Genomic DNA, 12,899 nt, shown 5'->3' on the forward strand with positions numbered 1-12,899 from the left:
ATAACAACGAATTAAACACCTTAAGAACCAGCTACTGCAGTACCATCAGAATTAGGTTATTCACCCATGAATTATATCGGGCGCTTTGCACCATCACCGTCAGGTCCTCTTCATTTTGGCTCGCTTGTTGCTGCTCTAGGTAGCTACTTTCAAGCGAAATCTAACCAAGGACAATGGTTAGTTCGTATGGAAGACCTTGACCCGCCAAGAGAAATGGCCGGCGCTGCAGACCTCATTCTTAAAACGCTTGAGGCTTACCACCTATTTTGGGATGGCGAAGTCGTCTATCAAAGTCAACGTCACAACATGTATCAAGCTCAAATTGATCAATGGGTCGCTGATAAAAAAGCCTACTACTGCCAATGCACTCGTAAACAGATAAAAGCCTTAGGCGGTTTCTATAATGGCCACTGCCGACACGCAGGTTTGATTGATTCAGGTGAGCAAGCGGTGCGCTTGTGTATGGATTTCCCTATTGAGTCGTTTAATGATGTTCGTCACGGCTCGATTCAGATACCTAAAGCATTAGCGGAAGAAGATTTCATTATCAAACGCCGAGATGGATTGTTTGCCTATAACTTAGCGGTTGTCCTTGATGACATTGAGCAAGGGGTAACAGAAGTCGTAAGAGGGGCGGACTTGATAGAACCAACAGGTCGCCAAATCAGCTTGTACCAAACGCTTAAGCAAAAAACAGTGAGTTACTTGCACTTACCATTGGCAACCGATGGTTTGGGGAATAAACTGTCAAAACAGAACCATGCCACCGCGATAGATCTCGACAACCCAAAACCAACGTTACTCAACGCTATGCGATTCTTAGGTTTTGATATCCCAGCAGCCCTTTTTGAAGCTTCAATGGATGAGATTTTATTGTGGGGCTGCCAGCAATGGCACGTCAGTCAATTACCTGATAGTTTACAAAAAGAGCATCGTAATGAGCTCGAAACTAATGGTAAATATTAAAAGCGACACATAAAAATGCCATAACCAACAGCAGCGGTTAAGCCGATGATGTTCTCAAATGGCTCGCGCTAAGCTATTATTAGCCGCAATTAAACTCTGCACTACCACTTTGGACTAAGAGAAAAACAAAGTTGGCGATACCTACTTTGTTCTAAACTAATGAATACAAACGACAATACCCCAAGCGAACAACGCGGATTCCACGAGTTAGCTCTGAATGTTTATACTCGCCAAGAGCACAATATTTCACGCAAGCAGATCAGTGATAACGCACTAAAAGTGTTATATCGCCTGAATGGTGCGGGTTTTGACGCGTTTTTAGTCGGTGGTGGTGTACGCGATATCTTATTAGGCTCTCAGCCGAAAGATTTTGATATTGCGACCAACGCAACGCCAGAACAAATCAAACACCTCTTCAGAAACTGTCGCCTTATCGGTCGCCGTTTTCGATTAGCCCATATCATGTTTGGCCGAGACATCATTGAAGTAGCGACTTTCCGTGGCCACCACCAGGAACCATCGAAAAACGTTTCTGCCCAATCGGAAGAAGGCATGTTGCTACGCGATAACGTGTACGGCAATGTTGATGAAGATGCAGAGCGTCGTGACTTCACTATTAACGCGATGTATTACAACATTGCTGATTACAGCATCCACGATTACGCAGGTGGTGTAGAAGATTTAGAAGACAAGCTGATCCGCCTAATCGGCGATCCTGAAACTCGCTATCGTGAAGACCCTGTACGTATGTTGCGTGCAATGCGTTTCGCCGCTAAGCTAGACTTCGATATTGAAGAAGACACCGCCGATCCTATTGAAGAACTGGCACATCTTCTCAAAGACATCCCAGCAGCGCGTCTTTACGAAGAATCTCTTAAATTGCTTCAATCAGGTCATGGCTTAGAAACCTACCACCTAATGCGTGAATACAACCTCTTCCAGCAGATGTTCCCAGCTGTGGCAGAGCACTTCACTGCCAATTACGACTCTCATACTGAACAGATGCTGGACTTAGTACTCGACTCAACAGACCTTCGCATCGAAGAAGGTAAACGAGTAAATCCTGCCTTTATGTTTGCAGCAATTCTTTGGTATCCAATGAACAAGCTCGCAGACAAGCTAGTCGCTGAGCAGGGTATGGCGCACTACGATGCGGTCATGGAAGCGAGCAACATCATTCTTGATCAACAAGTAAAATCTATTGCAATTCCTCGTCGCCATACAGCAACCATTCGTGAAGTTTGGCAACTGCAACTACGATTGCCTCGTCGTAATGGTAAACGTGCTGTTCGCCTTATGGAGCTTAATAAGTTCCGTGCAGGCTACGATTTCCTAGAAATGCGTGGGGAGATTGAAGGTGGCGAAACCAAAGAGTTAGCGAAATGGTGGGAGCGTTATCAGACTGCAGGTCGCAACATGCGCCAAGCGATGGCCAACGACGTAGCAGCGCCCTCAAAATCAGGTCATCGTCGCCGTAAGACTTACCGTAATAAAAAGAGTAAGCAGTCAGAATGATAACCGCTTACATTGCGGTCGGCAGCAACCTTGCCGACCCAGTTAGCCAAGCAAATTTGGCTATCGAAACGCTAAAAAGCCTACCGCGATCAACGTTTATTGCGAGTTCGCAGCTATATAGTAGCACTCCAATGGGGCCACAAAATCAACCAGACTACATCAACGCGGTAGTGGCTATCCAAACAGAATTAACGCCAATTGAACTGCTTGATTGCACTCAAAAAATCGAGTTAGAGCAAGGGCGCGTCCGTAAAGACGAGCGTTGGGGGCCAAGAACCTTGGATCTCGACATTGTGCTATACGGCAATGAGGTGATCGATTCAGAGCGTTTAACTGTTCCTCATTACGGAATGAAAGAACGAGAGTTTGTTCTCTACCCGCTTGCTGAAATCGCACCAAGTTTACAGCTCCCAGATGGGACTGAGCTGACAGACTTACTCAAGTTAATTGATAAGAACGGGCTCAATGTTTGGCAACAATAGTCAAGCGCATTAAGGAAAACCAATGAAAAAAGTAACCATTAACGACCTTATCAAATGCAAACGTGAAGGCCGTAAATTCGCGACTTCGACAGCTTATGATGCGAGTTTCGCTCAATTGTTCGAAAGCCAAGAAATGCCAGTCCTGCTTGTCGGTGACTCACTTGGTATGGTACTACAAGGCCATAACGATACTTTACCTGTAACTGTAGAAGACATTGCTTACCATACGCGCTCAGTGCGTTCTGGTAGCCCAAACTGCCTTCTTATGGCTGATATGCCATTTATGAGCTACTCTACCTCTGAGCAGGCTTGTGAGAACGCAGCAAGCTTAATGCGTGCTGGCGCGAACATGGTAAAAATCGAAGGCGGCAGTTGGTTGGTTGATACTGTTAAGATGCTCACAGAACGTGCTGTACCAGTATGTGCACACTTAGGTTTAACACCTCAATCTGTGAACATCTTTGGTGGCTACAAAGTACAAGGCCGTGACGATGAGCAGGCCGAAAAAATGCTTGCTGATGCTTTAGCTCTACAAAACGCTGGCGCACAAATCGTGCTACTTGAATGTGTCCCGGCTTCATTGGCAAAACGAATTACTGAAGCTTGTGACGTACCCGTTATTGGTATTGGGGCAGGTAATGTTACCGATGGGCAGATCCTAGTAATGCATGACATGTTCGGTATCTCTGCGAACTACATGCCGAAATTCTCTAAGAACTTCTTAGCCGAAACGGGTGACATGCGAAAAGCAGTTGCACTGTACAAAGAAGAAGTAGAGAGTGCGCGTTTCCCTGATGACGCTCATACAATCGCTTAGGAATAACTATGCAAACTTTTGCTGAAATAGCGGCTCTTCGTGAGCAGATTAAACAGTTTAAGCGTGATGGACGCACAATAGCTTTTGTACCAACAATGGGGAACCTACATGAAGGCCACCTTACGCTGGTAAAGAAAGCGCGTGAATTAGCGGATATTGTTGTGGTTAGCATTTTTGTTAACCCAATGCAGTTTGACCGTGCCGACGATCTAAACAACTACCCTCGAACGTTAGAAGCTGATCTAAGTAAACTAACCGGGGAAGGCGTTGAGCTTGTGTTTACCCCTACTCCAGAAGTAATGTATCCAGAGGGCCTAGATAAACAAACATTTATCGAAGTTCCGGGCCTATCACACATGCTTGAGGGCGCTTCTCGCCCAGGGCATTTTCGCGGTGTCGCGACAATTGTGACTAAGCTGTTTAATGTTGTTCAGCCAGATTTTGCATGCTTCGGCGAGAAAGACTTCCAGCAACTTGCTGTCATTCGTCAAATGACAACTGACCTAGCATTAGATATTCAAATCGTGGGTGTTGCTACTGTTCGAGAAATGGATGGTTTGGCAATGAGCTCTCGCAATAGCAATCTCACTATGGATGAGCGCCAACGCGCCCCAGTTCTTGCACGCACTATGCGTTGGATTAGCAGCGCAATTCGTGGTGGTCGTGATGATTACGCATCAGTGATTGAAGATGCAACAGATCAGCTTCGCGCTGCAGATCTGCAACCAGATGAGATCTTCATTTGTGATGCCAAGACTCTGCAAGCCATCACTTCAGAATCAACTCAAGCAGTGATTCTTATGTCAGCTTTCCTAGGTAAGACTCGTCTTATCGACAACCAAGTTCTTGATTTGGTAACGGAAACGAAAGAAGAAGTGAAAGAAGAAACGGCTGAGTAATCACTTTCTTTATGAAACAAGAGAACCTAAAAAAGGTCGATGTAATATCGACCTTTTTCTTTACCTGTCACTCCACACACTAAGGGTTAAGCATTAACGACAAGACGTTAGCTGCGTAAACCAATCCCCTTCTTCACAAGGTAATGTGCGATTGCGTATAACCCTATAATAAAAACCCCCAGCACGCTGAAAGACGTCACAATACCCACATCAGATACACCTAGAAAGCCATATCGAAATGCGTTTACCATATACACGATCGGGTTCAGTTTGGACACACCTTGCCAGAATTCAGGCAGTAAACTGATCGAGTAGAATACACCACCAAGGTAAGTAAGAGGTGTCAAAATAAACGTTGGAATGATAGATATATCATCGAATGTGCGCGCAAATACCGCATTAATCAAGCCACCCAGAGCGAACACTACCGACGTTAAAAATACCGTCGCAATGATCACCCCCCAATGCTCAACTTGGAGGTCGACAAAGAACAGTGATACGAAGGTTACGATAGTACCCACTAACAAACCACGAACCACACCGCCCATTACGAAACCGGCGATAATCACATAGTTAGGAACAGGTGCTACGAGTAGCTCTTCAATGTTCTTTTGGAACTTTGCACTAAAGAAGGACGACGCCACATTCGAATATGAGTTGGTGATCACTGACATCATGATCAGACCCGGCACAATGTATTCCATGTAACTAAAACCGTTCATTTCACCAATACGGGCCCCGATAAGGTTGCCAAAAATAATGAAATACAGCGTCATGGTAATCGCAGGCGGTACCAATGTTTGCACCCAGATACGCGTAAAACGGTTGATCTCTTTGGTCAACAAGCTGCAAAAAGCTGTCCAATATAGGCTGAACATATTACTTACTCCCCTCACGAACAATACTCACAAATAGCTCTTCTAAACGATTCGCTTTGTTACGCATAGAGAGGACTTTAACCTGTTGCTCGCTCAATTGAGCAAAGATGGTATTCAAACCTAGGTTCTTGTCGACTTCGATTTCTAGCGAGCCATTCATCATCACTTGGCTATTAACACCTTCCACTTTAGGTTCAGCCGTGCCCTCTTCGAGATCAAAAATGAAGGTCTCTGCACTCAATTTACCAAGCAGTGCCTTCATTGTTGTATTCTCAATGAGCTCGCCACGATTGATGATACCGATATTGCGACACAACATTTCCGCCTCTTCTAGGTAGTGCGTGGTCAAGATAATAGTAATGCCTTGCTTCTTATTTATCTCTTGCAAGAATTCCCACATTGAACGACGCAGTTCTATATCAACGCCAGCTGTTGGCTCATCCAGAATCAACAACTGTGGTTCATGCATTAAAGCACGTGCGATCATCAAACGGCGCTTCATGCCACCAGACAAGTTACGCGCACGTTCGCTACGTTTTTCCCACAAATCCAACTGAGATAAGTACTTTTTCGCTCGCTCTTTCGCCAATGCTTTTGGCACGCCGTAATAACCCGCTTGTTGCAGCACGATCTGTTCAACGGTCTCAAACGGGTTAAAGTTAAACTCTTGAGGCACAAGGCCTAAGTTCAGCTTCGCCAACTCTAGATCGGTATCAATGTCGTAGCCGAACACTTTAACCTTGCCTGACGTTTTATTTACCAGTGAAGAGATAACACCAATGGTAGTTGATTTACCCGCACCATTTGGACCAAGTAGTGCGTAAAAGTCGCCTTTTTCTACTTGCAAACTAACGCCCTTCAGAGCCTCGAAGCCCCCAGCATAAGTTTTTCTTAATTGCTCAATTTCTAATGCATACATAGAGATAGACTGCCATTTGCTATAGATAGATGTGGTTAGCCGCGCATGAGGAAAAGTGTAAAGCTTTAAGCGAACAGGTTGAAACTAACCCTGACTTGTCTGCACGGCCATTTTGCAAACAAGTCTATCGTTGAATTACGATGAATACAAATATCGATTATCCGTTTCTTTTGAAAGCTTGATAGTTTTTGTACTCTATAAAAATAAAAATGCCGCTAAGTCATTCACTTAACGGCACTCATGCCGATGAGTCGATGCTGAACAACAGCTTAAAACCAATCGAGTAATGAGGTCGATTTAGGCTTAGACAGATTCAAATTGATGTTCATCCCTATCAACATAGCTTGTTGCCGCCGTCAGTGCTTCGTATCTAAATCGATAAGTATTGGATTCAGGTACCAAATCAAGTACGTGAAACTTCTCTAATTGTTGACGGGTATTCTCATTAGGACACAGCAGGTATACTTCGCACTGTGCATCTAAAGCATCTTTAATCGCATTTTCTAGAGCAAGTCCGACCGTTACATCAATCATAGGCACGTCCGTGAGATCTAAGATCATCACTTCATAATCAGAGATGCTTGAATGCTGACGTGAAATAGCCTTTGAAACACTAAAGATCATTGGGCCAGAAAGATAGAAAAACAACACCTTCCCGTTAGCACTATCTAGCAGTTGACGTTCGCTATCTGTCAGCGGAATGTCCTCTTCATCATCACCATCACTGATGGCCTTAACTTGCCGAGCTTGCTCTCTGCTTAATCTTTCGATAATCAAGATATTCGAGATAAACACACCAAGTCCAACGGCAATAATCAAGTCAACAAAAACGGTTAGCAGCATCACACCGTACATCACGCCCATACCTGTGTAACTCACCTTATGTGCCCGCTGAATGAAACTCCAATCGAGGATGTTGAAGCCCACATACATGGCGATGCCAGCCAGTACCGCCATAGGAATCGGCTCGGTTAAGCCACCCGCGACCAATACCACCAACGCCAACACTAAGGCACGAATAACACCAGATAACGGAGAACGTGCACCGACCTGAATGTTGGTTACGGTTCCCATGGTGGCACCCGCACCAGGCAATGCTCCGAATAGACCAGAAAGCATATTAGCGATGCCTTGCCCTCTAAGTTCCTTGTCGGAATCGTGCTCTTTACGTGTCAGTGAGTCTCCTATCACCGCGGTAAGAAGCGTATCAATACAACCAAGAGTACCAAGCACCAAAGCATCAATAACCATAGTGGTAAATTGATCAGGGCTAATGGTAGGAATAACTAATGAAGGTAAACCCGCCGGGATTTCACCAATACGGCGGATAGAGTCAGTGTCGAAAATGATAACCGATAAAAGAGTTACAACAACTAACGCAACCAGTTGTGCTGGCACATACTTACGATACTTTGCAGGGAAGCCAAAGAGAATGCCGAGCGTCAACGCACCTAGAAACAATTCGCTGACTTTTAAATTAGCCAACGTATCAGGAAGCACAGAGAGAGTGCCCATCACTCCACCAGATGGAGCGGCGTGCCCTAATAATGGCGAAAGCTGTAAGATAATCAGAATAACGCCGATGCCCGACATAAATCCGGAAATCACGCTATATGGCATCAAAGTAACGTATTTTCCGAGCTTTAGTGTCCCGAGTAATATCTGAAATGCCCCCGCCATCATAACGACTGTGAAGGTCATTGCCATTCCGGTTTCAGGGTACTTGGCCACCATGCTCGTCATCACGGCCGTCATGATTACCGTCATTGGTCCGGTTGGCTCTGATATCAAACTACTCGAACCGCCAAACAGCGCCGCAAACAAACCGACCATGATAGCGCCCCACAGACCAGCTTCAGCTCCCGCACCAGAAGCTACACCAAATGCCAACGCTAAGGGCAGTGAGATGATGGCGGTTGTCACACCACCAAACATATCCCCTTTGAGGTTGATATCCGTAAAACGACTTCCAAACAAAATACACCTTCCCGATGATGAAATGACAAACCTTATAACTTTAGCAAATGAGTTACTCGCACAGAAAGTGTTAATTTAATCACATTATTCATGCCTTATAACCAAATCAAAGCTTCTAAGCTAAGTTAATAAATTTAACGACTAGAACACGTCAGATGAGCACTATTTGACACAGTTTTTACAAGATTGAATTTGTAACATTGTGTATAGTTGTGATTCTTAATTAAGGGATGTAAGACGCAAAATGCCAGAAATTAAACAGCTTTTTGAAAACAATTCTAAATGGTCAGAGTCAATTCGCTCTGAACGCCCTGAATACTTTACTGCGCTTGAAGAAGGGCAAAATCCTGGTTTCCTATGGATCGGCTGCTCTGATAGCCGTGTACCGGCCGAGCGTCTCACCGGTTTGTATTCTGGCGAACTGTTTGTTCACCGAAATGTGGCCAACCAAGTGGTTCATACCGACCTGAACTGCTTATCTGTTGTACAGTACGCTGTGGATGTACTCAAAGTTAAACACATTATTATCTGTGGCCACTACGGTTGTGGCGGTGTTAATGCGGCGATAGATAACCCTAAGCTTGGCTTGATCAATAACTGGTTACTTCACATCCGTGACAACTACCTAAAATATCGTAAGCAAATTGAGTCTTTACCTCGTGAACAATGGGGTGACAAACTATGCGAAATAAACGTCGCAGAACAAGTTTATAACCTAGGCAATTCAACCATCCTGCAAACGGCATGGGAACGCGGTCAAGACGTTGAAATCCACGGCGTTGTTTATGGTATAGGTAATGGCAAACTGCAAGACCTTGGCGTACGTTGCTCAAGCAATGACACATTAGAGAGTAGCCACTTAGATGCGCTCAATAAGATCTTGTCGACGCCAATTCTTGGCTAAAATCAGCCTTACTCACTTCTATCCTGACTAGTTTCTGATAGATAAAAAGAAGGCTCGCATAATGCGAGCCTTCTTTATTTTCATTCAACAGAGTCGTAATTACTTTACTCTTGAGGAACCACTTTACCGATGTATGGTAAGTGACGGTATTTTTGTGCGTAGTCGATACCCACACCAACAACGAACTCATCAGGAATTTCAAAACCAATCCATTTAGTATCTACAATCACTTCACGGCGAGAAGGCTTATCCAACAGTGTACAAATTTCGATAGATTTAGGACCGCGTAGGCTCAAAATCTCTTTCACTTTAGTCAGTGTGTTACCAGTATCGATAATGTCTTCGACAAGTAGAACGTCTTTACCTTGGATATCATCATCAAGATCTTTCAAAATACGAACATCACGTGAGCTTTCCGTGCCATTGCCGTAGCTAGATGCGGTCATGAAATCAACTTGGTGAGTTAAATCGATAGCACGAGCAAGATCCGCCATAAAGACAAAAGATCCACGTAATAAGCCAACTAAAACGAGATCTTCACTCCCTTTATAGTGCTCCGTGATCTGTTTGCCTAGTTCGTTCACTCGATCCTGAACTTCTTGCTCAGAGATCATGACTTCAACTGTATGCTTCATACTGCTCTCATTTTATTTGGTGATTGCGACAAGTGTAGACAGCTTTGCCATTGGTGCCGCTCAATTTGTGCGTAAGTCTAGCATTGCTCAAATACCCACACCACCTTATGGTTCAAATTTACTGTGAGATTCTCAATGAGATAGGTACGGATACCTTGCCTCATACTCTCTTACTTTCACATTCATACTGATCACGCTTTATGTATCAAGTTTGATGTAACTGTCTATAAACACGCTCAAAGGATTGACCATTTGCATATGCACTATTACACTCATCCTGGCTTAAATAATAATAAAATCATTAATATAAAAATCGTTGGCAAGGAAAATAAAATGGACTCAATATCTAAGAGGCCTAGAACTAGGCTTTCACCCTTAAAAAGAAAACTTCAATTGATGGAAATCGCACTTGAGGTATTCTCTCGCCGCGGCATTGGCCGAGGTGGCCACGCAGATATCGCAGATATTGCTCAGGTGTCTGTAGCAACCGTATTTAACTACTTCCCTACACGAGAAGATCTGGTTGATGAAGTACTGAATCATGTCGTACGCCAATTCTCTAACTTCCTTTCAGATAATATCGATCTCGATATTCACGCGAAAAAAAATCTACATAATATTGCCACTGAAATGGTGAACTTAGTGGCTCAAGATAGCCATTGGCTGAATGTTTGGTTCGAGTGGAGCGCATCAACTCGTGATGAAGTATGGCCTTTATTTGTCACAACCAACCGCACTAACCAAATGTTATTACAAAATATGTTTAGTAAGGCGATTGAGCGTGGAGATGTGTGTGATGAGCATGATCCTAAGCATCTTGCGAACCTATTTCACGGCATCTGCTACTCGTTATTCATTCAAGCAAAACGTCTCGAAACACCAGAAGAGCAAGAAAACTTAACAGACAGCTACTTAAACATGTTGTGTATTTATAAGTAGATTCGAGATAAATTGTTAAAGGGTTGACCTAATGGGTCAGCCCTTTTTTTGTGGAGTGTAGTCGCTCTTCGCATCCCGTAGCGTACTCGTATCTCGAATAAAGTGTTTCTGCTCTTTTCTTCAGGCATAAAAAAACCGCTGACGAATCAGCGGCTTTTATAATCTAGATATACTCAAAATAATTGGAGTTGCAGCTAGGCAACCCTTTCTTTGTTAAGAAACTAAAGTTCAACCCTATGAGCATAGATTTACTATGTGATTAGGGTGAACTTACGCAGTTAACAACGCTGCGGCTTCAAGTATGAAGAGTATTTACTTTTTCTTTTTCACTGCTTTCTTATTTGGAAGGTCAGTGATTGAACCTTCGAATACTTCCGCAGCTAGACCAACAGACTCGTGTAGAGTTGGGTGAGCGTGGATAGTAAGAGCGATATCTTCCGCATCACAACCCATTTCGATTGCTAGGCCGATTTCACCAAGAAGTTCACCACCGTTAGTACCAACAACAGCACCACCGATTACGCGATGAGTATCTTTATCGAAGATCATCTTAGTCATACCGTCTGCACAGTCAGAAGCGATTGCACGACCAGAAGCAGCCCAAGGGAAAGTAGCAACTTCGTAGTTCAGGCCTTCCGCTTTCGCTTCTTTCTCAGTCTTACCTACCCAAGCAACTTCTGGCTCAGTGTACGCAATTGATGGGATTACTTTAGGGTCGAAGTAGTGCTTCTTACCAGAGATAACTTCCGCAGCTACGTGACCTTCGTGCACACCTTTGTGAGCAAGCATTGGTTGACCAACAACATCACCGATTGCGTGAATGTGAGAAACGTTAGTACGCATTTGCTTATCAACATTGATGAAACCACGCTCATCAACTTCGATACCCGCTTTTTCAGCGTCAATAAGTGCACCGTTTGGAACACGACCGATAGCAACAAGAACAGCATCGTAACGCTCAGCTTCAGCTGGTGCTTTTTTGCCTTCCATTGAAACGTAGATACCGTCTTCTTTTGCTTCAACCGCTGTCACTTTAGTTTCAAGCATAAGCTTAAACTTGTCTTTGATGCGCTTAGTGAAAACTTTAACGATGTCTTTATCCGCCGCAGGGATAACTTGATCGAACATCTCAACAACTTCAACTTTAGAACCTAGAGAATGGTAAACCGTACCCATCTCAAGACCGATGATACCACCGCCCATGATAAGCAGTTTTTCTGGTACTTCGTTTAGTTCTAGTGCATCCGTAGAATCCCAAATACGTGGGTCTTCATGTGGGATGAACGGAAGTTTGATTGGACGAGAACCCGCAGCGATGATTGCGTTGTCGAAGTTAACCGTTGTTGCTTCGCCTTCGCCTTCAACAAGAATGCTATTAGGACCTGTGAACTTACCGAAACCGTTAACAACAGTCACGTTACGCATCTTAGCCATACCGCCAAGACCGCCAGTAAGTTGGTCAACGACTTTATCTTTCCAGATACGGATTTTGTTGATGTCCGTTTGTGGCTCGCCGAATACAACGCCGTGCTCTGCCATCGCTTTTGCTTCTTCGATTACTTTAGAAACATGAAGAAGTGCTTTTGATGGAATACAACCAACGTTTAGACATACACCACCAAGAGTGCTGTAACGTTCAACTAGTACTGTTTCTAGACCTAAATCCGCACAACGGAATGCCGCTGAGTAGCCAGCAGGACCTGAACCAAGTACAACAACTTGGGCTTTAATTTCTTTGCTCATTGTGACCTCTTGTAGTCATTATCCCTAACAGGCTGAGTAGATGTTCTTAAAATTATTGGGCTTTCAAACAGGAAACATTTTACAGAGATGTTAACAGTGTGAAAGTAGCTTTAAGTTAGCCTGTGAGCTAGACAACAATTCCCCATCAGATTATGAGAAATGCAGGAAACTGTTCTCTAAAAATAGTCTTTATATAAAGAATTAAGGTGACTCGAAAGTCACCTT

At 44.0% G+C, this 12,899-nt stretch carries 12 protein-coding genes; 7 read left to right on the forward strand and 5 right to left on the reverse strand.

Annotated elements, in window-relative coordinates; translation table 11 throughout:
- Positions 1 to 66 precede the first annotated feature (66 nt).
- From gluQRS to panC, 5 genes are all read left to right on the forward strand, one after another.
- Entirely contained in the window at positions 67 to 966 is a 900-nt protein-coding gene (gene gluQRS, locus OCT63_RS12900) for a tRNA glutamyl-Q(34) synthetase GluQRS (protein ID WP_161685627.1), read from the forward strand.
- A gap of 159 nt (positions 967 to 1,125) precedes the next feature.
- Positions 1,126 to 2,481, forward strand: coding sequence for a polynucleotide adenylyltransferase PcnB (pcnB, locus tag OCT63_RS12905; RefSeq protein ID WP_060468572.1), 1,356 nt, complete (start codon positions 1,126 to 1,128; stop codon positions 2,479 to 2,481).
- Positions 2,478 to 2,963, forward strand: a complete 486-nt coding sequence (gene folK / locus OCT63_RS12910) for a 2-amino-4-hydroxy-6-hydroxymethyldihydropteridine diphosphokinase (protein WP_161685625.1) — start codon at positions 2,478 to 2,480, stop codon at positions 2,961 to 2,963. The genes pcnB and folK overlap by 4 nt, the downstream gene beginning before the upstream one ends.
- Before the next feature lie 22 nt (positions 2,964 to 2,985).
- A complete protein-coding gene (panB, locus tag OCT63_RS12915) occupies positions 2,986 to 3,780 on the forward strand; it encodes a 3-methyl-2-oxobutanoate hydroxymethyltransferase (protein ID WP_161678958.1) in 795 nt (264 codons plus the stop codon).
- An 8-nt stretch (positions 3,781 to 3,788) separates the two neighbouring features.
- Positions 3,789 to 4,679 (forward strand): pantoate--beta-alanine ligase, encoded by an 891-nt coding sequence (panC, locus tag OCT63_RS12920; protein WP_161685622.1) that lies wholly within the window; start codon positions 3,789 to 3,791, stop codon positions 4,677 to 4,679.
- 107 nt (positions 4,680 to 4,786) lie between these two features.
- On the opposite strand, the gene OCT63_RS12925 is transcribed toward panC, so the two are convergent.
- The 3 genes from OCT63_RS12925 to OCT63_RS12935 all read right to left on the reverse strand — a co-directional run bounded on the left by OCT63_RS12925 (position 4,787) and on the right by OCT63_RS12935 (position 8,411).
- A complete protein-coding gene (locus tag OCT63_RS12925; RefSeq protein ID WP_161685619.1) occupies positions 4,787 to 5,557 on the reverse strand; it encodes an ABC transporter permease in 771 nt (256 codons plus the stop codon).
- Between the two features lies 1 nt (position 5,558).
- Positions 5,559 to 6,476: an ABC transporter ATP-binding protein gene (locus OCT63_RS12930; RefSeq protein ID WP_161685616.1), complete on the reverse strand. Its 918-nt coding sequence runs from the start codon at positions 6,474 to 6,476 to the stop codon at positions 5,559 to 5,561.
- Between the two features lie 303 nt (positions 6,477 to 6,779).
- The gene (locus OCT63_RS12935) at positions 6,780 to 8,411 is read right to left on the reverse strand and encodes a SulP family inorganic anion transporter (RefSeq protein WP_046223322.1); all 1,632 of its coding nucleotides are present in this window, start codon (positions 8,409 to 8,411) and stop codon (positions 6,780 to 6,782) included.
- A gap of 286 nt (positions 8,412 to 8,697) precedes the next feature.
- On the opposite strand from OCT63_RS12935, the gene can reads away from it, so the two are divergent.
- A complete protein-coding gene (gene can / locus OCT63_RS12940) occupies positions 8,698 to 9,357 on the forward strand; it encodes a carbonate dehydratase (protein WP_046223321.1) in 660 nt (219 codons plus the stop codon).
- A gap of 104 nt (positions 9,358 to 9,461) precedes the next feature.
- Here the strand turns inward: can and hpt are convergent, their stop codons facing one another.
- Positions 9,462 to 9,992, reverse strand: a complete 531-nt coding sequence (gene hpt / locus OCT63_RS12945; RefSeq protein WP_017056620.1) for a hypoxanthine phosphoribosyltransferase — start codon at positions 9,990 to 9,992, stop codon at positions 9,462 to 9,464.
- A 333-nt stretch (positions 9,993 to 10,325) separates the two neighbouring features.
- On the opposite strand from hpt, the gene OCT63_RS12950 reads away from it, so the two are divergent.
- Positions 10,326 to 10,931, forward strand: coding sequence for a LuxR/HapR/OpaR family quorum-sensing transcriptional regulator (locus OCT63_RS12950; protein WP_032547912.1), 606 nt, complete (start codon positions 10,326 to 10,328; stop codon positions 10,929 to 10,931).
- A 312-nt stretch (positions 10,932 to 11,243) separates the two neighbouring features.
- On the opposite strand, the gene lpdA is transcribed toward OCT63_RS12950, so the two are convergent.
- Complete coding sequence (lpdA, locus tag OCT63_RS12955) at positions 11,244 to 12,674, reverse strand: dihydrolipoyl dehydrogenase (protein ID WP_017056618.1); 1,431 nt, start codon at positions 12,672 to 12,674, stop codon at positions 11,244 to 11,246.
- Between the last annotated feature and the right edge of the window lie 225 nt (positions 12,675 to 12,899).

It is taken from the genome of Vibrio sp. RW, assembly GCF_027587105.1.
GTDB classification, from domain to species: domain Bacteria; phylum Pseudomonadota; class Gammaproteobacteria; order Enterobacterales; family Vibrionaceae; genus Vibrio; species Vibrio toranzoniae.

Excerpts from the sequence above, each read along its gene's own strand:
- OCT63_RS12925 (WP_161685619.1), bottom strand. The coding sequence starts at position 5,557 with ATGTTCAGCCTATATTGGACAGCTTTTTGCAGCTTGTTGACCAAAGAG.
- OCT63_RS12930 (WP_161685616.1), bottom strand. The coding sequence starts at position 6,476 with ATGTATGCATTAGAAATTGAGCAATTAAGAAAAACTTATGCTGGGGGC.
- can (WP_046223321.1), top strand. The coding sequence starts at position 8,698 with ATGCCAGAAATTAAACAGCTTTTTGAAAACAATTCTAAATGGTCAGAG.
- panB (WP_161678958.1), top strand. The coding sequence starts at position 2,986 with ATGAAAAAAGTAACCATTAACGACCTTATCAAATGCAAACGTGAAGGC.
- panC (WP_161685622.1), top strand. The coding sequence starts at position 3,789 with ATGCAAACTTTTGCTGAAATAGCGGCTCTTCGTGAGCAGATTAAACAG.
- gluQRS (WP_161685627.1), top strand. The coding sequence starts at position 67 with ATGAATTATATCGGGCGCTTTGCACCATCACCGTCAGGTCCTCTTCAT.
- hpt (WP_017056620.1), bottom strand. The coding sequence starts at position 9,992 with ATGAAGCATACAGTTGAAGTCATGATCTCTGAGCAAGAAGTTCAGGAT.
- folK (WP_161685625.1), top strand. The coding sequence starts at position 2,478 with ATGATAACCGCTTACATTGCGGTCGGCAGCAACCTTGCCGACCCAGTT.
- OCT63_RS12935 (WP_046223322.1), bottom strand. The coding sequence starts at position 8,411 with ATGTTTGGTGGTGTGACAACCGCCATCATCTCACTGCCCTTAGCGTTG.
- OCT63_RS12950 (WP_032547912.1), top strand. The coding sequence starts at position 10,326 with ATGGACTCAATATCTAAGAGGCCTAGAACTAGGCTTTCACCCTTAAAA.
- pcnB (WP_060468572.1), top strand. The coding sequence starts at position 1,126 with ATGAATACAAACGACAATACCCCAAGCGAACAACGCGGATTCCACGAG.
- lpdA (WP_017056618.1), bottom strand. The coding sequence starts at position 12,674 with ATGAGCAAAGAAATTAAAGCCCAAGTTGTTGTACTTGGTTCAGGTCCT.